This window comes from Streptomyces sp. NPDC034086 (assembly GCF_055575515.1).
This window is the reverse complement of record NZ_JBVISM010000011.1, coordinates 53,458-73,194: the sequence shown is the minus strand read 5'-3', so window position 1 is coordinate 73,194 and position 19,737 is coordinate 53,458. Positions and strand designations below refer to the sequence as shown.

At 72.4% G+C, this 19,737-nt stretch carries 14 protein-coding genes; 9 read left to right on the top strand and 5 right to left on the bottom strand.

Going from position 1 to position 19,737, the window contains the following annotated elements; genetic code table 11:
* Positions 1-39 precede the first annotated feature (39 nt).
* The gene (gene rpsA, locus ACZ514_RS23330; RefSeq protein WP_007263497.1) at positions 40-1,554 is read right to left on the bottom strand and encodes a 30S ribosomal protein S1; all 1,515 of its coding nucleotides are present in this window, start codon (positions 1,552-1,554) and stop codon (positions 40-42) included.
* 371 nt (positions 1,555-1,925) lie between these two features.
* Between rpsA and ACZ514_RS23325 the strand changes: the two genes are divergently transcribed.
* Complete coding sequence (locus tag ACZ514_RS23325) at positions 1,926-2,774, top strand: class I SAM-dependent methyltransferase (protein ID WP_468167096.1); 849 nt, start codon at positions 1,926-1,928, stop codon at positions 2,772-2,774.
* Positions 2,775-2,778: 4 nt separating this feature from the next.
* Positions 2,779-5,310: an ATP-dependent helicase HrpB gene (gene hrpB, locus ACZ514_RS23320; RefSeq protein WP_469125557.1), complete on the top strand. Its 2,532-nt coding sequence runs from the start codon at positions 2,779-2,781 to the stop codon at positions 5,308-5,310.
* Here the strand turns inward: hrpB and pgfA are convergent.
* The 3 genes from pgfA to ACZ514_RS23305 all read right to left on the bottom strand — a co-directional run bounded on the left by pgfA (position 5,300) and on the right by ACZ514_RS23305 (position 7,854).
* Positions 5,300-6,274, bottom strand: coding sequence for a cell envelope lipid trafficking protein PgfA (gene pgfA / locus ACZ514_RS23315; protein WP_469125556.1), 975 nt, complete (start codon positions 6,272-6,274; stop codon positions 5,300-5,302). The genes hrpB and pgfA overlap by 11 nt on opposite strands.
* Positions 6,275-6,286: 12 nt before the next feature.
* A complete protein-coding gene (locus ACZ514_RS23310) occupies positions 6,287-6,427 on the bottom strand; it encodes an SPW_0924 family protein (RefSeq protein WP_468167090.1) in 141 nt (46 codons plus the stop codon).
* A 176-nt stretch (positions 6,428-6,603) separates the two neighbouring features.
* Positions 6,604-7,854 carry a lytic transglycosylase domain-containing protein gene (locus tag ACZ514_RS23305; RefSeq protein WP_469125555.1) on the bottom strand — a complete coding sequence of 417 codons (1,251 nt, stop codon included), beginning with the start codon at positions 7,852-7,854 and terminating at the stop codon, positions 6,604-6,606.
* A 144-nt stretch (positions 7,855-7,998) separates the two neighbouring features.
* Here ACZ514_RS23305 and ACZ514_RS23300 point away from each other — a divergent pair, with 144 nt between their 5' ends.
* A complete protein-coding gene (locus tag ACZ514_RS23300) occupies positions 7,999-8,859 on the top strand; it encodes a DUF4184 family protein (protein WP_468167086.1) in 861 nt (286 codons plus the stop codon).
* Between the two features lie 36 nt (positions 8,860-8,895).
* Here the strand turns inward: ACZ514_RS23300 and polA are convergent, their stop codons facing one another.
* Complete coding sequence (gene polA, locus ACZ514_RS23295) at positions 8,896-11,619, bottom strand: DNA polymerase I (RefSeq protein WP_468697687.1); 2,724 nt, start codon at positions 11,617-11,619, stop codon at positions 8,896-8,898.
* 104 nt (positions 11,620-11,723) lie between these two features.
* Between polA and ACZ514_RS23290 the strand changes: the two genes are divergently transcribed.
* The 6 genes from ACZ514_RS23290 (at position 11,724) to ACZ514_RS23265 (ending at position 19,734) form a co-directional block, all read left to right on the top strand.
* Positions 11,724-14,018 (top strand): FdhF/YdeP family oxidoreductase, encoded by a 2,295-nt coding sequence (locus tag ACZ514_RS23290; protein ID WP_469125554.1) that lies wholly within the window; start codon positions 11,724-11,726, stop codon positions 14,016-14,018.
* 54 nt (positions 14,019-14,072) lie between these two features.
* Complete coding sequence (locus ACZ514_RS23285; RefSeq protein WP_468167080.1) at positions 14,073-14,534, top strand: PaaI family thioesterase; 462 nt, start codon at positions 14,073-14,075, stop codon at positions 14,532-14,534.
* A 178-nt stretch (positions 14,535-14,712) separates the two neighbouring features.
* Positions 14,713-15,342: a Tat pathway signal sequence domain protein gene (locus ACZ514_RS23280; protein WP_469125553.1), complete on the top strand. Its 630-nt coding sequence runs from the start codon at positions 14,713-14,715 to the stop codon at positions 15,340-15,342.
* Between the two features lie 302 nt (positions 15,343-15,644).
* A complete protein-coding gene (locus tag ACZ514_RS23275; RefSeq protein ID WP_468697691.1) occupies positions 15,645-16,877 on the top strand; it encodes a branched-chain amino acid ABC transporter substrate-binding protein in 1,233 nt (410 codons plus the stop codon).
* Between the two features lie 107 nt (positions 16,878-16,984).
* Positions 16,985-17,914 (top strand): branched-chain amino acid ABC transporter permease, encoded by a 930-nt coding sequence (locus ACZ514_RS23270; protein WP_468167076.1) that lies wholly within the window; start codon positions 16,985-16,987, stop codon positions 17,912-17,914.
* Positions 17,915-17,919: 5 nt separating this feature from the next.
* Positions 17,920-19,734, top strand: a complete 1,815-nt coding sequence (locus ACZ514_RS23265; protein WP_468697695.1) for a branched-chain amino acid ABC transporter permease — start codon at positions 17,920-17,922, stop codon at positions 19,732-19,734.
* The last annotated feature ends 3 nt before the right edge of the window (positions 19,735-19,737 follow it).

The window sequence follows — 19,737 nt, the reverse complement described above, 5'->3', positions numbered from 1 at the left end:
GGCTCACACCGGCTCACACCGGAGTGTGATGCGCTGCGATCAGCTCTGGCCGCCGGCCAGCTTCTCGCGGAGCGCGGCCAGGGCCTCGTCCGACGCCAGGGCGCCGGAGGTCTCGTCCGCACCCTCGGAGGAGTACGAACCACCCGAGACGCCCGCACCGGCGTTGCCACCGGCGGCCGGGGCGGCAGCGCCCTCGGCGGCAGCGGCCTCGTCGGCCTCGCGGCTCTTGATGACCTGGGCCTGGTGCTGCTCGAAGCGGACCTGCGCCTCGGCGTACTGGCGCTCCCACGTCTCGCGCTGGGTCTCGTAGCCCTCGAGCCAGTCGTTGGTCTCGGGGTCGAAGCCCTCGGGGTAGATGTAGTTGCCCTGGTCGTCGTAGGACGCGGCCATGCCGTACAGGGTCGGGTCGAACTCGACCGACGCCGGGTCGGCACCGAAGGACTCGTTGGCCTGCTTGAGGGACAGCGAGATCCGGCGACGCTCGAGGTCGATGTCGATGACCTTGACGAAGATCTCGTCGTTGACCTGGACGACCTGCTCCGGGATCTCCACGTGGCGCTCGGCCAGCTCGGAGATGTGGACCAGACCCTCGATGCCCTCGTCCACGCGGACGAACGCACCGAACGGAACCAGCTTGGTGACCTTACCCGGGACGACCTGGCCGATCTGGTGGGTCCGGGCGAACTGCTGCCACGGGTCCTCCTGCGTCGCCTTCAGCGACAGGGAGACGCGCTCGCGGTCCATGTCGACGTCGAGGACCTCGACGGTGACTTCCTGGCCGACCTCGACAACCTCGGACGGGTGGTCGATGTGCTTCCAGGAGAGCTCGGAGACGTGCACGAGACCGTCGACGCCACCCAGGTCCACGAAGGCACCGAAGTTGACGATCGAGGAGACGACGCCGGAGCGGACCTGACCCTTCTGCAGGGTGGTGAGGAACGTCTGGCGAACCTCGGACTGGGTCTGCTCGAGCCAGGCGCGGCGGGACAGGACCACGTTGTTGCGGTTCTTGTCCAGCTCGATGATCTTCGCCTCGAGCTCCTTGCCCACGTAGGGCTGGAGGTCGCGGACGCGGCGCATCTCGACGAGGGAGGCCGGCAGGAAGCCACGGAGGCCGATGTCGAGGATGAGACCACCCTTGACGACCTCGATGACGGTGCCGGTGACGATGCCGTCTTCTTCCTTGATCTTCTCGATCGTGCCCCAGGCACGCTCGTACTGAGCGCGCTTCTTGGACAGGATGAGGCGGCCTTCCTTGTCCTCCTTCTGGAGAACCAGGGCCTCGATCTCGTCGCCGACCTTGACGACCTCGTTCGGGTCGACGTCGTGCTTGATCGAGAGCTCGCGGCTCGGGATCACGCCTTCGGTCTTGTAACCGATGTCGAGCAGGACCTCGTCCCGGTCGACCTTCACGATGACGCCGTCGACGATGTCGCCGTCGTTGAAGTACTTGATCGTCTCGTCGATCGCGGCCAGGAAGGCTTCCGCGTTACCGATGTCGTTGACCGCTACCTGCGGAGGGGTGGTGGCGGTGGTCTCGGTGCTGCTCGTCATGTGGGAAAGGGCTCCGGTTACGGACAGAAAGTCGTAGGTACTGCTACGCCGGGAGCCCTTATCGGCACCTGCCGAAGAAGCCGGACAGCCAAAGAAGCCCCTGAATCCCCTGAAGGGGGAAGGGCCTCGAAAACCGAGGGGACATCAACAGATGCAAGCGCAGCCTGCTAGGTCTGAGGAGCACAGGCTCGCAGCGCAACTTGTAGCATACGGGGGCAGCCGGGAAGGGTCAATGCGCGAAGGCGCACACCGCGGGCAGATCGCCGCAAAACCGGCGCAATTCGTGGGCGGCGACGCGGTGATGAGCACTCCGTACGACTTTCCGGCCGCCCCGACCACCGAGCCATCCGCAGACTACGACGACGGGCCCCATGAACCAAGAGGACTACGCCCCCGAAGACGCCCGCGGGGCGGACAGCACCGCCGAGGACGAGGCCGAGGCCACCCGGCGTGACGCGGGCGAGGCGGAGAGCAGCCGCGCGAGCCGCGGCTGGTGGGACCGCAACGCCGACGAGTACCAGAGCGAGCACGGCGCCTTCCTCGGCGACGACCGCTTCGTCTGGGGACCCGAGGGCCTGGACGAGGCCGACGCCGCCCTGCTGGGGCCCGCCGCCTCCCTCGAGGGCAAGCACGTCCTGGAGATCGGCGCCGGCGCGGCCCAGTGCTCGCGCTGGCTCGCCGCCCAGGGCGCCCGCCCGGTGGCCCTCGACCTCTCCCACCGCCAGCTCCAGCACGCCCTGCGCATCGGCGGCGACGTCCCGCTCGTCGAGGCCGACGCCGGCCGCCTCCCCTTCCGCGACGGCTCCTTCGACCTCGCCTGTTCGGCGTACGGGGCCGTCCCCTTCGTCGCCGACCCGGTGAACGTCATGCGCGAGGTGCGCCGCGTCCTGCGCCCCGGCGGCCGCTGGGTCTTCTCCGTCACCCACCCGATCCGCTGGGCCTTCCCCGACGAGCCCGGCCCCGAGGGGCTCTCCGTCTCCGCCTCGTACTTCGACCGGACCCCCTACGTCGAGCAGGACGAGCGGGGCCGCGCCGTCTACGTCGAGCACCACCGCACCATCGGCGACCGCGTCCGGGACGTGGTCGCGGGCGGCTTCCGGCTGCTGGACCTGGTGGAGCCGCAGTGGCCGGAGTGGAACAGCCAGGAGTGGGGCGGCTGGTCCCCGCTGCGCGGCAACCTGATCCCCGGCACCGCGATCTTCGTCTGCGAGAGGGACTGATCCCTTGATCCGCCAGGCCGCCCTCGACGCCCTCCCCGTACGGGAGGCCGTGCCCGCCCTCGTCTCGGCACTGGACGACCGGGGCACGGCCGTGCTGTGCGCCCCGCCCGGCACGGGCAAGACCACCCTCGTGCCGCTCGTCCTGGCCGGGCTGACGGGCGGCGGGCCGCCGCGCCGGGTCGTCGTCGCCGAGCCCCGGCGGATCGCCGCCCGGGCGGCGGCGCGGCGGATGGCGTGGCTGCTGGGCGAGGCCGTCGGCGGCTCGGTGGGCTTCACGGTGCGCGGGGAGCGCGTCGTGGGCCGGGACACGGCCGTGGAGGTGGTGACCACCGGGGTCCTGCTCCAGCGCCTCCAGCGCGACCAGGAGCTCGCCGGGGTGGACGTGGTGGTCCTGGACGAGTGCCACGAGCGGCACCTGGACGCCGACACCGTCGCCGCCTTCCTGCTGGACGTGCGCGAGACCCTGCGCCCGGAGCTGCGCCTGGTGGCGGCCTCGGCGACGACCGACGCGGCCGGCTGGGCCCGGCTGCTGGGGGACGCGCCGGTGGTGGAGGCGGCCGGGGTCGCGTACCCGGTGGAGACCGTGTGGGCGCCCCCGGCCCGGCCGGTGCGGCCGCCGCACGGGATGCGGGTGGACCCGGCGCAGCTCGCGCACGTGGCCTCGGTGGTGCGCCGGGCGCTGGCGGAACGTTCCGGCGACGTGCTGTGCTTCCTGCCCGGCGTCGGTGAGATCGCCCGCGTCGCCGGGCAGCTGGCCGGGGTGGACGCCGAGGTGCTCCAGGTCCACGGCCGGGCGCCGGCCGCCGTGCAGGACGCGGCGCTGACCGCCTCGGCGCACCGCCGGGTGATCCTCTCGACCGCCGTCGCGGAGTCGAGCCTGACCGTGCCGGGCGTACGGGTGGTCGTGGACTCGGGGCTGGCCCGCGAGCCCCGGGTGGACCACGCCCGGGGGCTGGGCGCGCTGGCGACGGTACGGGCCTCCCGCGCGGCGGGCCGCCAGCGGGCGGGCCGGGCCGGACGTGAGGCGCCCGGGGTGGTGTACCGGTGCTGGGCCGAGGCGGAGGACGGCCGGCTGCCCGCCTTCCCCTCCCCCGAGATCCGGATCGCGGACCTGGCGCCGTTCGCGCTCCAGGCCGCCTGCTGGGGCGACCCGGACGCCGCCGGGCTGGCGCTGCTGGACCCGCCGCCCGCCGGCGCCATGGCCGCCGCCCGGGAGGTACTGGTGGCCGTCGGGGCGGTGGACGCCGCGGGGCGGCCGACCGCGCGCGGGCGGAGGACGGCCCGGCTGGGTCTGCACCCGCGGCTGGCGCGGGCGTTGCTGGACGGCGCCGGGGCGCTGGGCGCGCGGCGGGCCGCCGAGGTGGTGGCGCTGCTGAGCGAGGAGCCGCCGCGGGAGTACGGGGACGACCTGGCGGCCGCCTGGCGTGCGGCCCGCCGGGGCGGTGACCCGTACGCGGCCCGCTGGCGGGCGGAGGTGGGCCGCCTGGAGCGCGCGGTGTCGGGCGACGCCGCCGCGGGGGACGCCTCCCCGGGCGGGGGCCCGGGCGCGGCGGCGGCCGGGGACGACCGCGCAGCCGCCCTCGTCGCCGCCCTCGCGTTCCCCGAGCGGGTGGCCCGCGCCAGGGGCGCCGGCGCGTTCCTGATGGCCTCGGGGACCGGCGCCGAGCTGGGCGAGGGCTCCGCGCTGCGCAACGCGCCCTGGCTGGCGGTGGCCGTCGCCGACCGGGCCCCGCACGCGGCGTCCGCACGGGTCCGGCTGGCGGCGGTCCTCGACGAGGACACCGCACGGGCGGCGGCCGGACACCTGCTGGCCCGCGGGGAGGAGGTCCGCTGGGAGGACGGGGACGTGGTCGCGCGCTCCGCCGAGCGGCTCGGGGCGATCGGGCTGGTGACGCGCCCGCTGCGCGACCCCGCCCCGGAGCCGGTGCGGGCGGCCCTGCTGGAGGGGCTGCGCACCGAGGGCCTGGACCTGCTGCGCTGGTCCCCGGACGCGCGGGCGCTGCGGGCCCGGATCGCCTTCCTGCACCGTACGCTCGGCAGCCCCTGGCCCGACGTGACGGACGACGCGGCACTGCTGGAGCGGGCCGACGACTGGCTGGAGCCCGAGCTGTCGCGCGCCCGGCGCCGTGCCGACCTGGGCCGGATCGACGCCGGACAGGCCCTGAACCGGCTGCTGCCCTGGGCCACCGGGGAGGCCGCGCGGCTGGACGAGCTGGCGCCCGAGCGGATCGAGGTCCCCAGCGGGTCCCGGATCCGCGTCGACTACGCGGCCGAGCAGCCGGTGCTCGCCGTCAAGCTCCAGGAACTGTTCGGGCTGGCCGAGACGCCGCGCGTGGCGGGGGTGCCGCTGCTGGTCCACCTGCTGTCGCCGGCGGGCAGGCCGGCCGCCGTCACCGCCGACCTGGCCTCCTTCTGGCGGGGCGGCTACCGCGCCGTCCGCGCCGAGCTGCGCGGCCGCTACCCCCGGCATCCGTGGCCGGAGGACCCGGCGACGGCGGAGCCCACCCGCCACACCAACGCCCGGCTCAGGCGCTGACGGCGCAGTCCGGGGCGCGCCGGCCCCGGGCCTCCAGCCAGAGGGCGCCGGCGAGCAGCGCCAGCCCGCCGGCGGCGAGGCCGGCCGGGGCGTGGGTGTGCAGCGCGAGGACCTTCGCGCGGTTGGCGGAGACCAGGTCGAAGGTGTGCTCCGCGTAGTCCTCGCGCATCGTGACGTGCCCGGCGAAGGCGGTGAGCCTGCCGTCCGGGGCTCCCGCCGCGATGCCGCCGCGCATCTCCTGCTGGATGTCCTGCTCGGCGTTGACGGGCGCGCCGGTCACCGGGTCGACCCAGAACCGGGCCGTGACCGTGTACCAGAGGGTGGTGCCGGTGGTCTGCTCGATGGTGGCGGGGTCGATGCCCTCGATCGGCATCTTCTTCGGCATGGGGACCTTGGTCCAGGGGACGGTCTGCTCGAAGTAGTAGACGTCCATGCCGCGGTAGGTGCGCGGTCCGACGTAGTGGACCGGGGAGGAGGTGCGGGTCTGCGCGTCGAAGTAGAGGTAGTCGCGCGGCTCGGTGAAGAAGGGCCACTTGAACTCGATGCCCTCGCGCTCGACCGGGTCCCCGTCGACCATCTCGCCGGTGGCGTGCACCGGGTCCTGGGTGTGGGCGTCGAAGATGTAGCGCTCGGGGATCTGCGAGACCGTCTTGCCGTCCGGGCCGATGATGTGGGAGAGGGTGTCCCAGACGACCACGTCCTTGCCGGCGCCGGCCTCGATCTCCTCCGACGCCTCGACGTTGCCCTTGAGGGTCTGGACGATCGTGACCTTGTCGACCTTCTTGGGCCGCATGCCGCCGGAGTAGTCGAGGAGGGTGGCGTCCCGGGCCTCCAGGACCATCTCCTGGTACTGGCCGGGCGGGACCTTGGCGAGCCGCGGGTACGCGTACCAGCGCAGCAGTGGTGCGAGGGCCGCGCAGAACACGGCCAGGGCAAGGAGGACGAGGCTCGCTCCGCGTCGCACGGCCGGCCTCCCCTACTCGCCGGGCGCGGCGGGCGCGGTGGTGAGCAGCGGCCGGGGCGAGGTCCCGCCCTCCGGCACCCCGAAGGCGGTGACGGCGAGGACGAGGGCCAGCGCGGCGGCCAGTCCGACGGCGGCGGCGGCGAGTGCGCGCATGGCGGGGCCTCCGGATCTGATGGTGCGTCAGGGAGGCGTACCGTAGCAACGCGGGGGTGAGATGAGAACCGCCGCGGACCGCCGGGGCACGGGGCGCATCTTCCGGATCTTGCCGGTGGGGCCTGCGGCGTCCGGTGCCGGGCAGCGCGGGCCAGGCAGGATCCGGAAGAGACGGCCTAACCGGCGGTGCCGGGACCCGGCTTCGGCAGGGCCGGGGTCGCCGACGGGCCGGGCGCGGGGGCGGAGGCCGACGCCGACGGGCGCGGGGTGGGCGTGGGGGACGGCGTGGGCGTCGTACTCGGCGTGGGGGTCGGCGTGGGCGTCGGGGTCGGGGTGGGCTTCGGGGTAGGCGTCGGGGTCGGGGTGGGCTTCGGGGTAGGCGTGGGTGTGGGCGTCGGGGTAGGCGTCGGGGTGGGCTTCGGGGTAGGCGTAGGTGACGGGGTCGGCTTCGGCGACGGCGACGGCGACGGGGGCGGCGTCGGCCTGGGCGTCGGCTTCGGGTCCGACGGCCGGCCCGCCGGGGCGCCCGGGACCGTACCGGCGGGGCCCGCGCCGGCGCCCGCGTCCGGGACCTCCTGGACCCCCCGGAGGTAGTACGCGAACCAGGACCGCACCGTCCGCAGGTACTCCGCGGAGTGGTTGTACGACAGCACGGCCCGGTCCAGGTCCGCTCCCGTCCGCAGGTCCCGGCCGCCCGCGCACAGGTACCGTCCGGCGGCCAGCGCGGCGTCGTGGATGTTGTTCGGGTCGCGCCGGCCGTCGCCGTTCGCGTCCTGGCCCCAGGCGGCCCAGGTCGACGGGATGAACTGCATCGGCCCGACGGCCCGGTCGTGGCGGGCGTCACCGTCGAAGGTCCCGCCGTCGGTGTCGGAGATGTTCGCGAAGCCGTTGCCGTCGAGCACCGGCCCCAGGATGGGCCGCAACGTGGTCCCGGCGGCGTCCACCAGCCCGCCGCGCGCCTGCCCCGATTCGACCTTGCCGATCGCCGCGAGCAGCTGCCAGCGCAGCCCGCACCCGGGATCGTTCTGCGCCACCCGCTGTTCGGCGGCCCGGTACGCGGCGAGCACGCCGGCCGGTATCCCCTGCGCGCCCCGCGCCACCGGCAGCTCCGCCGCCGGTACCACGGCCGCCGACGGCGAGGGCACGGGCGCGGGCGGCTCCCCGGCGGCGGGCGGCCCCTCCGGCAGGACGACGGCCGGCGGCTCGGGGCTCACCAGCGGCGGGAGTTCGGTGAAGTAGGTGGAGTCCCCGCCGGAACGGGCGTCCGCCCGCTGCCGCGTCGCGGACTCCTCACCCGCCGCCCCGATCCGCTGCTGCCCGGCGCCGGCCGGACCCTGCGAGGCCGTCATGGCGGCGGCCACCACCGCCGAGACCAGTGCCGCGGCCGCGCCCCTGCGCAGCCCGCGTCCGCGTATTCGTGCCGCCATGACGGACCCCTCCCCTAGACGTCCGCGTGACCCTACGTCAACTCACTGCACACGGCAGGCACCGCGGCTCGGAATTCACCACATCCCCACGTTCCCTCGCAGCACACGCATAATGTCCGGACGCCGAAAGCCCGAGGAGCCCCCGTGCCGTTCACTCTCAGCCATGCGGCCGCCGTGCTTCCGGCCATACGCCGGACCGGGCGCGCCCGGGGCCCGCTGGTCGCCTCGGCGCTCGTCCTGGGCTCCTTCGCTCCCGACACCTTCTACTTCGCGGACGCCGTCGTGAGCGGCGTCATGGGCTACGGCCGCTTCACGCACTCCCTGCCCGGCGTGCTCACCGTGGACGCCGTCCTGACCGCGCTCCTCGCGGCGTGCTGGCTGCTGCTGCGCGAACCCCTCGTCGCGCTCCTGCCGCGGACCTGGCGGGGCAGGGCGTACGCCTTCGTACGGGGGGAGGGCTGGCGCGGGCGGGCACTGCCGCGGCTCGCGCTCCGGTTCTACCTTTCGGCGGTGGCCGGTTCGCTCACCCACGTGGTGTGGGACAGCTTCACGCACCTGGACCGCTGGGGGACGAACGCGCTGCCGGGGCTCGGTGACCCCCTCGCCTTCGGCCTGCCCCTCTACTCCTACCTCCAGTACGGCTCCTCCGCGGCGGCCGCCTGCGCCCTGCTCTGGTTCACGGTGAGCGGCCTGCGGCGGCTGCCGGCCGCACCCGCGCCGGCCCCCGTCCCGGTGCTCGGCCGCGCGGAGCGCTGGGCCGCCGCCGCGCTGATCGCCGGCTGCGCGGCGGCCGGGATCACCCTGCGGGTGATGCGCTTCTTCACCTTCTACGACCGCGTCCGCACCCCGCTCGACATCATCCCGACCGTCTGTTTCGGAGCGGGAGCCGGCCTCACCGTGGGGCTGCTGCTGTACGGGGCCCTCGTGCGGTCGCGCCACCGCCGCCGGGACCGGGACCGGCCCCGCCCGGAACGGGACGCGCGAACGCCCGTCCCCACCGCATAGGCGGAGGGGACGGGCGCCCGGACGCCGCGCGCCCGCTCAGTGCGCGGCGGACTCCCAGTCGCCGCCGACGCCCACGGACACGTCCAGCGGGGCCCGCAGCTCCACGGCCGCGCCCATCTCCCGGCGCACCAGCTCCTCCACCCGCTCCCGCTCGCCGGGGGCGATCTCCAGGACGATTTCGTCATGGACCTGGAGCAGCATCCGCGACTTCAGGCCCGCCTCGGCGAGCGCCTTGTCCACGCGCAGCATGGCGACCTTGACGATGTCTGCGGCGGTGCCCTGGATCGGGGCGTTCAGCGCCATCCGCTCGGCGGCCTCACGGCGCTGGCGGTTGTCGCTGTTCAGGTCCGGCAGGTAGCGGCGGCGGCCGAAGACCGTCGCCGTGTAGCCGGTCGCCCGGGCCTCGTCGACCACCCGCTGGAGGTAGTCGCGGACCCCGCCGAACCGTTCGAAGAACGTCTCCATCAGCCCGCGCGCCTCGGCCGGCTCGATGTTCAGCTGCTGGGCGAGACCGAACGCCGACAGCCCGTACGCCAGGCCGTACGACATGGCCTTGATCTTGCGGCGCATCTCGGCGTCGACCTGGGAACGCTCCACGCCGAACACCTGCGAGGCGACGGTGGTGTGCAGGTCCTCACCGGACAGGAACGCCTCGATCAGGCCCTCGTCCTCGGAGAGGTGTGCCATGACGCGCAGCTCGATCTGGCTGTAGTCGGCCGTCATCAGCGACTCGTAGCCCTCACCGACGACGAAGCCCCGGCGGATCGCACGGCCCTCGTCCGTGCGCACCGGCACGTTCTGCAGGTTGGGGTCGGTGGAGGACAGCCGGCCGGTCGCGGCGACGGTCTGGCTGAAGCTGGTGTGCACCCGGCCGTCGGCGGCGATCGCCTTGACCAGGCCCTCGACGGTCACCCGCAGCTTGGCCTGTTCCCGGTGCCGCAGCATGATCACCGGCAGCTCGTGGTCGGTCTGCGTGGCCAGCCAGGCCAGCGCGTCCGCGTCGGTGGTGTAGCCGGTCTTCGTCTTCTTCGTCTTCGGCAGGTCCAGCTCGCCGAAGAACACCTCCTGGAGCTGCTTGGGCGAACCGAGGTTGAACTCGTGGCCGACCGCCGCGTGCGCCTCCTTCACCGCCTGCTGCACGGCGCCCGCGAACTGCTGCTCCATGGCCTCCAGGTGGTCGCGGTCGGCGGCGATGCCCGCCCGCTCCAGCCGGGCCAGCAGCTCGGACGTCGGCAGCTCCATCTCGTGGAGCAGCTCGACCGCGCCGACCTCGGGCAGCTTCGCGGCGAAGGCGTCGCCCAGGTCCAGGACCGCGCGGGCCTGCGCCATCAGCGCGTCCGCCTCGGCGGTCTCGTCGGCGCCGAACGCCAGCTGCCCCGCGGCGGCGGGCGGCTGGAGCTCACGGCCCAGGTACTCCACGGACAGCACGTCCAGCGCGAAGGAACGCCGGCCCGGCTTGACCAGGTAGGCGGCGAGCGCGGTGTCCATGGTGACGCCCGCCAGGGTCCAGCCGTGCTCGGGGAAGACCCGCATCAGGCCCTTCGCGTTGTGCACCACCTTCGGGCGCTCCGCGTCGGCGGCCCAGGCCGCGAAGGCCCGCTCGTCGGCCTCGTCCAGCGAGGACGGCTCGAACCAGGCCGCCGCACCGCCCGCCGAGGCCAGCGCGACCTCACTGACGCTGCCGGCTCCCAGCATCCAGCTGTCCACCGTGGACACGCCCAGCGGACCGCCCCCGTGCGCCTCCAGCCACGGCGCCAGCTCGCCCGCACCCAGCACCGACCCGTCCAGCTCCACACCGGCCGCCGGGGCCGGGGCCTCCTCCGCCGCGGCCGCGCCCGGGTCCACGGCCAGCAGCCGCTCCCGCAGCGAGGCGTTGCGGATCTCCAGCACGTCCAGCACGCCCGTGACCGCGGCGCGGTCGTACGGGGCGCGCACCAGGTCCGCCGGGGTGCGGGGCAGCTCCACGTCCCTGACCATCTCGGTCAGCACCCGGTTGAGCTTCACGGCCTCCAGGTGGTCCCGGAAGTTCTGCCCGGCCTTGCCCTTGACCTCGTCGGCCCGCTCCACCAGCTCCGCGAACGACCCGAACTGAGTGATCCACTTGGCGGCCGTCTTCTCGCCGACACCCGGGATGCCGGGCAGGTTGTCCGACGGGTCACCGCGCAGCGCCGCGAAGTCCGGGTACTGCTGCGGGGTGAGCCCGTACTTCTCCACGACCTTCTCCGGAGTGAACCGGGTCAGCTCGGAGACGCCCTTCGTCGGGTACAGCACCGTCGTGTGCTCGGAGACCAGCTGGAAGGAGTCCCGGTCACCCGTGACGATCAGCACGTCGAAGCCGAGGGCCTCGGCCTGCGTCGCCAGCGTCGCGATCACGTCGTCGGCCTCGAAGCCGTCCACCGCGAACCGCGGCACCTTCATCGCGTCGAGCAGCTCGCCGATCAGCTCGACCTGCCCCTTGAACTCGTCGGGGGTCTTCGAGCGGTTCGCCTTGTACTCGGGGAACTCCGTCGTGCGCCACGTCTTGCGGGACACGTCGAACGCCACCGCGAAATGCGTCGGCGCCTCGTCACGCAACGTGTTCGCCAGCATCGACGCGAAGCCGTAGATGGCGTTCGTCGGCTGGCCCGTGGCCGTCGTGAAGTTCTCCGCAGGCAGCGCGAAGAACGCCCGGTACGCCAGGGAGTGCCCGTCCATGAGCATCAGGCGGGGGCGGTCCGCTGCGGTCGGCTGGTCGGTCTTCTTCGATGCTGTCTCTGCCACGCCCCCGATCCTAGGCGCCCCCGCCGACAAATCCGCCGTCGGCGATGACGGCCGGGCGTGACAGGATCGGACGTGTACGCGAAGACTGCTCGAAGGGGAGCGACATGGCCACCAAGCCGCCCGCAGGTGATCCGGTACAGGACGCGCCGCACGTCGGTCCCCCGCAGCACGCCGCCGCCGGCCTGCCCGCCGTCGCGCACACCCTGAAGACCGGGCACGAGCAGATGGGGCTGCGCCGCACCGCGCGGACCCTCCTCAAGGTCAACCAGAAGAACGGCTTCGACTGCCCCGGCTGCGCCTGGCCCGAGGGCGACGAGCGGCACACCGCCGAATTCTGCGAGAACGGCGCCAAGGCCGTCGCCGAGGAGGCCACGCTGCGCCGGGTCACCCCGGACTTCTTCGCCGCCCACCCGGTGTCCGAGCTGGCCGCCCGCAGCGGCTACTGGCTCGGCCAGCAGGGCCGCCTCACCCACCCGATGTACCTGCCCGAAGGCGCCGACCGGTACGAGCCCGTCAGCTGGGAGAAGGCCTTCGCGGTCATCGCGGAGGAGCTGGGGGCCCTGTCCTCCCCCGACGAGGCCCTCTTCTACACCTCCGGCCGCACCAGCAACGAGGCCGCGTTCCTCTTCCAGCTCTTCGCCCGCGAGTTCGGCACCAACAACCTGCCGGACTGCTCCAACATGTGCCACGAGTCCTCCGGCTCCGCACTGGGCGAGACCATCGGCATCGGCAAGGGCAGCGTCTCCCTCGAGGACCTCCACCGCGCCGACCTGATCATCGTCGCCGGCCAGAACCCGGGCACCAACCACCCCCGCATGCTGTCCGCGCTGGAGAAGGCCAAGGAAGCCGGCGCGAAGATCATCTCGGTGAACCCGCTGCCCGAAGCCGGCATGGAGCGCTTCAAGAACCCCCAGCGCCCCCTCGGCATGCTCAGGGGCACCCCCCTCAACGACCTCTTCCTCCAGATCCGCATCGGCGGCGACCAGGCCCTCTTCCGCCTCCTCAACAAACTCGTCATCGAAGCGTCCGACAGCGCCTCCGGCGCGGGGTCCGGCGCCCTCGACGAGGACTTCATCCGCGAGCACACCCACGGCTACGAAGCCCTGGCCGCCGCCGCCGCGGACGCCGACTGGGACGAGACCCTCACCGCCACCGGCCTCACCCGCCCCGAGATCGAACGCGCCCTGGCCATGATCCTGGCCTCGGAGCGCACGATCGTCTGCTGGGCCATGGGCCTCACCCAGCACAAGCACTCCGTCGCCACCATCCGCGAGGTCGTCAACCTCCTCCTGCTCCGCGGCAACATCGGCCGCCCCGGCGCCGGCGTCTGCCCCGTCCGCGGCCACTCCAACGTCCAGGGCGACCGCACCATGGGCATCTTCGAACGCCCCGCCCCCGCCTTCCTCGACGCCCTCGACCGCGAGTTCGGCATCACCTCGCCCCGCGCGCACGGCTACGACGTGGTCCGCTCCATCGAAGCCCTGCGCGACGGCAAGGCCAAGGTCCTCTTCGCCATGGGCGGCAACTTCGTCGCCGCCACCCCCGACACCGGCGTCACCGAAGCCGCGGTCCGCCGCGCCGCGCTCACCGTCCACGTCTCCACCAAGCTCAACCGCTCCCACGCGGTCACCGGCCGGCGCGCCCTGATCCTGCCCACCCTCGGCCGCACCGACAAGGACGTCCAGAAGGGCGGCCGCCAGTTCGTCACCGTCGAGGACTCCATGGGCATGGTCCACGCCTCCCGCGGCAACCTCGCCCCCGCCTCCCCCCACCTGCTCTCCGAACCGGCCATCGTCGCCCGCATGGCCCGCGCCGTCCTCGGCACCGCCTCCAGGACCCCGTGGGAGGACTTCGAGAACGACTACGCCGCCATCCGCGACCGCATCGCCCGCGTCGTCCCCGGCTTCGAGGACTTCAACGCCCGCGCCGCCCGCCCCGGCGGCTTCCGGCTGCCCCACGCCCCCCGCGACGAACGCCGCTTCCCCACCGCGACCGGCAAGGCCAACTTCACCGCCGCCCCCGTCGAGTACCCCCGCGTGCCCGCCGGCCGGCTGCTCCTGCAGACCCTGCGCAGCCACGACCAGTACAACACCACCATCTACGGCCTCGACGACCGCTACCGCGGCATCACCGGCGGCCGCCGCGTCGTCATGGTCAACCCCGAGGACGCCGCCGAGCTCGGCCTCGCCGACGGCTCCTACACCGACCTCGTCGGTGAGTGGAAGGACGGCGTCGAACGCCGCGCCCCCGGCTTCCGCGTCGTCCACTACCCCACCGCACGCGGCTGCGCCGCCGCCTACTACCCCGAGACCAACGTCCTGGTCCCCCTGGACTCCACCGCCGACACCAGCAACACCCCCGCCAGCAAGTCCGTCGTCGTGCGCTTCGAACCGGCCTGATAGAACGGCCACCACACACACTGGTTAACGAGCGTTGACGAACGGAGCAGGCCCATGGGCGACGAGCAGCACGCCGTGAAGTTCCCCCAGGAAGTCCTCGACGAGTACGCGGCCCTGGGCATAGACCTGCCCGCCCTGTTCTCGGCGGGCGAGCTCGGCCGGCGCATGGAGATCCAGATCCTGGAAGCCTCCGCCGAACGCGTCGTCGCCACCATGCCCGTCAAGGGCAACACCCAGCCCTACGGGCTCCTCCACGGCGGCGCCTCCGCCGTGCTCGCCGAGACCCTCGGCTCCGTCGGCGCCATGATGCACGGCGGCATCAACAAGATCGCCGTCGGCGTCGACCTCAACTGCACCCACCACCGCGGCGTGCGCGACGGCCGGGTCACCGGCGTCGCCACACCGGTCCACCGCGGCCGCTCCACCGCCACCTACGAGATCGTCATCTCCGACGAACAGGACCGCCGCGTCTGCACCGCCCGCCTCACCTGCCTGCTGCGCGACACGGAGTCTTAACAGCCGGGCGTGCACGAGCCGTTGTGCCGTCCGCGGCGCCGGTCTAGCGTTCCCGCATGGGATCCGGACCGGCGCCGCGCGGCGCCACGGCCACATGCCGGGCGGCGGCACCGCGGTCCGCCGCCGCCGTCGCCCGTACCGGCGCCGCCCGCGATCCTGCCGCCGCCGGGTGCCGGCCGTGAGCGCCGGCATCGGCCCCGTGGAGCCCGGGGAGGGCACGGAGGACGGCCACGTCCCGCGCGGGGGGTCGCGTACCCCCCGGGCCGCCGCCTGGATCCGCTCGCGCTACGCCCGCCACCGCAGGGCCGTCCTGGCCGTCGCCGCGGCCGCCGTACTGGCGGCGGGCGCCGTGCGGCTGTACGCGGCGTGGCCCGATCCGCCCCGCCCGCAGCCTCCGGCCGCCCCCTCCCAGGCCCTGTCCCTGGCGTACGGGGAACCGATGGAGCCGCCACCCCCCGGCTACGCGTTCGCGTTCACTGTGCGTGTGCGGACCGGCTGGGGGCCGGCCATCGCGGTGGAGCGGATCGGCCAGCCCTCGCAGGCGCTGAGCGTGACGATCCGGCCACCGCTGCCGGCCGCGGTCGGCGCGGGAGAAGAACGCCGGCTCCTGGTGCTCATTCGGGTAAAAGACTGCGTGCATGTAGCACGGAATTCCGGGCTGCCCTTTTTGGAGGTGACCCTGAGTAATGGATTCCAGAAAGAGGATCACAGTTACATCCCCGGTGACCGATATGCGCGAGATCTTTCCGTGGCCCTGACCAGGGCATGTCCCGTAGGCCGAGACGCGGCCACCACCGGCCCGTCATGACCAAACACCCCCAGAGTCCTGGCGTGACAGGACCCAAACCGCTCCACGGTCCTGCTGTGTCTCACCATGCGGACAAGACGAACCGGCCTGAATTCCCCCGTTCCACCCCCCGTGAACCGCTATGTATTACGCCGTGGCATAACAAGAGAGTCACATCATTGGCCTCAGCCCTCCATATCCCCCGAAGAGCCGCCTAGAGTCACCGCCAGTTACCGCGACCGCGCCGGATTTCCTCAGTTCGGTTCCCCGCGTTCGACTCGACGCGTCCCACGGGGGGACGCGGCGCCAGGAAAGGACTGATCGTGCGTTCTCGTCAGCTCATCGCCGTGACCGCCGCCCTCGCCGCGGGCGCTCTCACCCTCACCGCCTGCGGATCCCGCGACGACAAGGGCGGAGCCACCGCCGACGGCGGCAACACCACCGTCGTCATCGGCGTCGACGCCCCGCTGACGGGCGACCTCTCCGCCCTCGGCCTCGGCATCAAGAACTCCGCCGACCTCGCCGCCAAGCAGGCCAACGAGAAGAAGTACGTCAAGGGCGTCACCTTCAAGATAGAAGCCCTCGACGACCAGGCCCAGGCCTCCTCCGGCCAGCAGAACGCCACCAAGCTCACCGCCAACAAGGACGTGCTCGGCGTCGTCGGCCCGCTCAACTCCTCGGTCTCCGAGTCCATGCAGAAGGTCTTCGACGACGCGAAGCTGGCCCAGATCTCCCCCGCCAACACCAGCCCGTCCCTGACCCAGGGCCCCAAGTGGGCCGAGGGCCAGAAGACCCGCACCTACAAGAGCTACTTCCGCACCGCCACCACGGACGCCATCCAGGGCCCGTTCGCGGCGCAGTACCTCTTCAACAAGGCGGGCAAGAAGAAGGTCTTCATCATCGATGACAAGAAGACCTACGGCGCCGGCCTCGCCGCGACCTTCAAGGGCGAGTTCACCAAGCTCGGCGGCGCCGTCGCCGGCGAGGGCCACATCGACCCCGACTCCAAGGACTTCTCGGCGATCGTGACCCAGGTCAAGAGCTCGGGCGCCGACGTCGTCTACTACGGCGGCGAGTACCCCGCGGCCGGCCCCCTGAGCAAGCAGATCAAGGCCTCCGGCACCAACATCCCGCTCGTCGGCGGCGACGGCATGAAGGACAAGAAGTACGTCGAGCTCGCCGGCGCCAGCGCCCAGGGCGACCTCTGCACCTCCGTCGGCGCCCCCGTCGAGAGCCTGGCCTCCGCCAAGGAGTTCGTCGACAACTACAAGAAGGCCGGCTACAAGGACGACTACTCCGCCTACGGCGGCTACTCGTACGACTCCGCCTGGGCCGTCATCGAGGCCGTCAAGAAGGTCGTCGAGGCCAACAACGGCAAGCTGCCCTCCGACGCCCGCGCCAAGGTCCTCGAGGCCGTCCAGGGCGTCAACTTCGAAGGCGTGACCGGCAAGGTCTCCTTCGACGAGTTCGGCGACGCCACCAACAAGCAGCTCACCGTCTACAAGGTCGACGGCGACGACTTCAAGTCCGTCGAGTCGGGCACCCTCGCCGGCTGACCTCCCACCGGCTGACCCCCTAGCCTCACCCCTCACTTGCCGCGCGGGGCGCGCACCATTGCGCCCCGCGCGGTGTCACATCCGTCGAAAGACTCGGAGGACCTGCGGTGCACGAACTGCCGCAACAGCTGGTCAACGGCCTGCTACTGGGATCCATGTACGGGCTCGTCGCCATCGGCTACACGATGGTTTATGGCATCGTCCAGCTCATCAACTTCGCCCACGGCGAGATCTTCATGACCGGCGGGTTCGGAGCCCTCACGGTCTGGCTGATGCTCCCCGGCGGCACCACCATGTGGGTCGCGCTGCCGCTCATGCTCATAGGCGCGGTCATCGTCGCCACCCTCATAGCCGTCGGCGCCGAACGCTTCGCCTACCGGCCGCTGCGCAGCGCTCCGCGCCTCGCGCCGCTCATCACCGCCATCGGCCTCTCCATCGTCCTCCAGCAGGCGGTATGGGCCTGGTACCCCGACGCGAAGTCCTCCGTCAAGTTCCCCGAGATCCCCGGCGGCCCCTTCCACCTCGGCAACATCACCATCCAGACCGGTGACGTCTTCCTGCTGCTCGCCGCCCCCATCTCCATGGCCTTCCTCGGCTTCTTCGTCAAGAAGACCCGCACCGGCCGCGGCATGCAGGCCACCGCGCAGGACCCGGACACCGCGAAGCTGATGGGCATCAACACCGACCGCATCATCACGGTCGCCTTCGCCCTCGGCGCCGCCTTCGCCGCCGTCGGAGCCGTCGCCTACGGCCTCAAGTACGGCGAAGTCCAGTACCGCATGGGCTTCATCCTCGGCCTCAAGGCCTTCACCGCCGCCGTCCTCGGCGGCATCGGGAACATCTACGGCGCCATGATCGGCGGCATCGTCCTCGGCCTCGCCGAGACCCTGACCACCGCCTACATCGCCGATGTCCCCGGCATGAGCCAGCTCGGCGGCCAGTCCTGGGGCAACACCTGGGCGTTCGTACTCCTCATCCTCGTGCTCCTCTTCCGGCCCCAGGGCCTGCTGGGCGAGCGCGTGGCGGACAGGGCGTGAGAACCATGACGACCATCACCGCGGACACCCCGCAGACCATCGCAGCCGACACCGGCTTCATCGCGATCCCCGAGAAGACGGCCCGCCTCCTCGCCACCGCCGGCGGCCTCCTCACCGTCATCTCCTGCTTCCTGTCCTGGACCTGGACCGCAGCCTTCCCCGGAAACCTCACCGTCTACGGCTACCCCGGCGGCCTCCAGTGGCTCGTCCTCGCGGGCGGAGCCCTCACCACGGCCTTCGGACTCTCCTCCTACGGCGTCAAGGGCCTCGGCTGGCTCGCCCCGGCAGGGACCGATGCCGCCATCAAGCTCTCCGCCCTCGCCGCCTTCGCCACCGCCTGGTACACGGTCATCACGATCACCATCCAGCTCGGCGGCATCGTCAACCTCGAACCCGGCGGCTTCATCGTCGCCATCGCCTCCCTCGCCACCGTCCTCGGCGCCCTCGCCCTGCCCTTCAAGCGCCCGGCGCTCGAGGCGGCCGACCCGGACGACAGCGAATGGGAGACCTTCAAGCACAACGCGGGCAACGTCTGGACGACCATCAGGGCCGGCTTCGCCAACCACGCCCCCGCGCCCGCCCGGCCCCTCCCGGCCTGGGCCGAAATCCTCCTCATCACCGCCGTGCTCGCCGTCACCCTCGGCATCTTCACCTACGGCATCACCACCCCCTACCAGGAACTCTTCATCGGCTTCCTGATCGCCGCAGGCTTCGGCTTCGGCGCCCTCAACAAGAGCGGCCTCATCGCCCGCTTCACCGGCCTCACCGCCAAGCACCGCAACGTCGCCCTCGTCGGCGCCTTCGTCGCGGCCATGGCCTTCCCCCTCACCCAGACCGACGACCAGTACGCGACCCTCGGCGTCAACATCCTCATCTTCGCCACCGTCGCCCTCGGCCTGAACATCGTCGTCGGCCTCACCGGCCTCCTCGACCTCGGTTACGTCGCCTTCCTCGGCGTCGGCGCCTACACCGCGGCCCTGGTCTCCGGCTCGCCCAACTCCCCCTTCGGCGTGCACCTGCCCTTCTGGGCCGCACTCCTCGTCGGGGCCATCGCCTCCATGATCTTCGGCGTCCTCATCGGCGCCCCCACCCTCCGCCTGCGCGGCGACTACCTCGCCATCGTGACGCTCGGCTTCGGTGAGATCTTCAAGATCACCATGAACAACCTCGACGGTGTCTCCGGCCCCGACATCACCAACGGCCCCAACGGCATCGCCAACATCCCCAACGTCAACCTCTTCGGCTTCGACTTCGGCGCCAGCCACACCATCGCCGGATTCACCATCGGCCGCTTCGCCAACTACTTCCTGCTCCTCCTCCTGATCACCCTCATCGTGGTCATGGTCTTCCGCCGCAGCGCCGAATCCCGCATCGGCCGCGCCTGGGTCGCCATCCGCGAGGACGAGACCGCCGCCGAAGCCATGGGCATCAACGGCTTCCGCGTCAAGCTCATCGCCTTCGCCCTCGGAGCCACCCTCGCCGGCCTCGCCGGCGCCGTACAGGCACACGTCCAGTACACGGTCACCCCGGAGCAGTACCAGTTCGCCAACAGCACGCCCCCGAACTCCGCGTTCCTCCTCGCCGCAGTCGTCCTCGGCGGCATGGGCACCATCTCCGGCCCCCTCGTCGGCGGCGCCCTGCTCTACCTGATCCCCAACAAGCTCCAGTTCCTGGGCGACTACCAGCTCCTCGTCTTCGGCATCGCACTCGTCGTCCTGATGCGCCTGCGCCCCGAAGGCCTCATCCCCAACCGGCGCAACCAGCTCGAACTCCACAAGGACCTCGAAGCGCCCACAGTCCTCGGCAAGACAGGGGCCTGATCC

Coding starts and splice junctions, on each gene's coding strand:
- rpsA (WP_007263497.1), bottom strand. CDS start 1,554: ATGACGAGCAGCACCGAGACCACCGCCACCACCCCTCCGCAGGTAGCG.
- ACZ514_RS23325 (WP_468167096.1), top strand. CDS start 1,926: ATGAACCAAGAGGACTACGCCCCCGAAGACGCCCGCGGGGCGGACAGC.
- ACZ514_RS23310 (WP_468167090.1), bottom strand. CDS start 6,427: ATGCGCGCACTCGCCGCCGCCGCCGTCGGACTGGCCGCCGCGCTGGCC.
- ACZ514_RS23305 (WP_469125555.1), bottom strand. CDS start 7,854: ATGGCGGCACGAATACGCGGACGCGGGCTGCGCAGGGGCGCGGCCGCG.
- ACZ514_RS23290 (WP_469125554.1), top strand. CDS start 11,724: ATGGCCACCAAGCCGCCCGCAGGTGATCCGGTACAGGACGCGCCGCAC.
- ACZ514_RS23285 (WP_468167080.1), top strand. CDS start 14,073: ATGGGCGACGAGCAGCACGCCGTGAAGTTCCCCCAGGAAGTCCTCGAC.
- ACZ514_RS23265 (WP_468697695.1), top strand. CDS start 17,920: ATGACGACCATCACCGCGGACACCCCGCAGACCATCGCAGCCGACACC.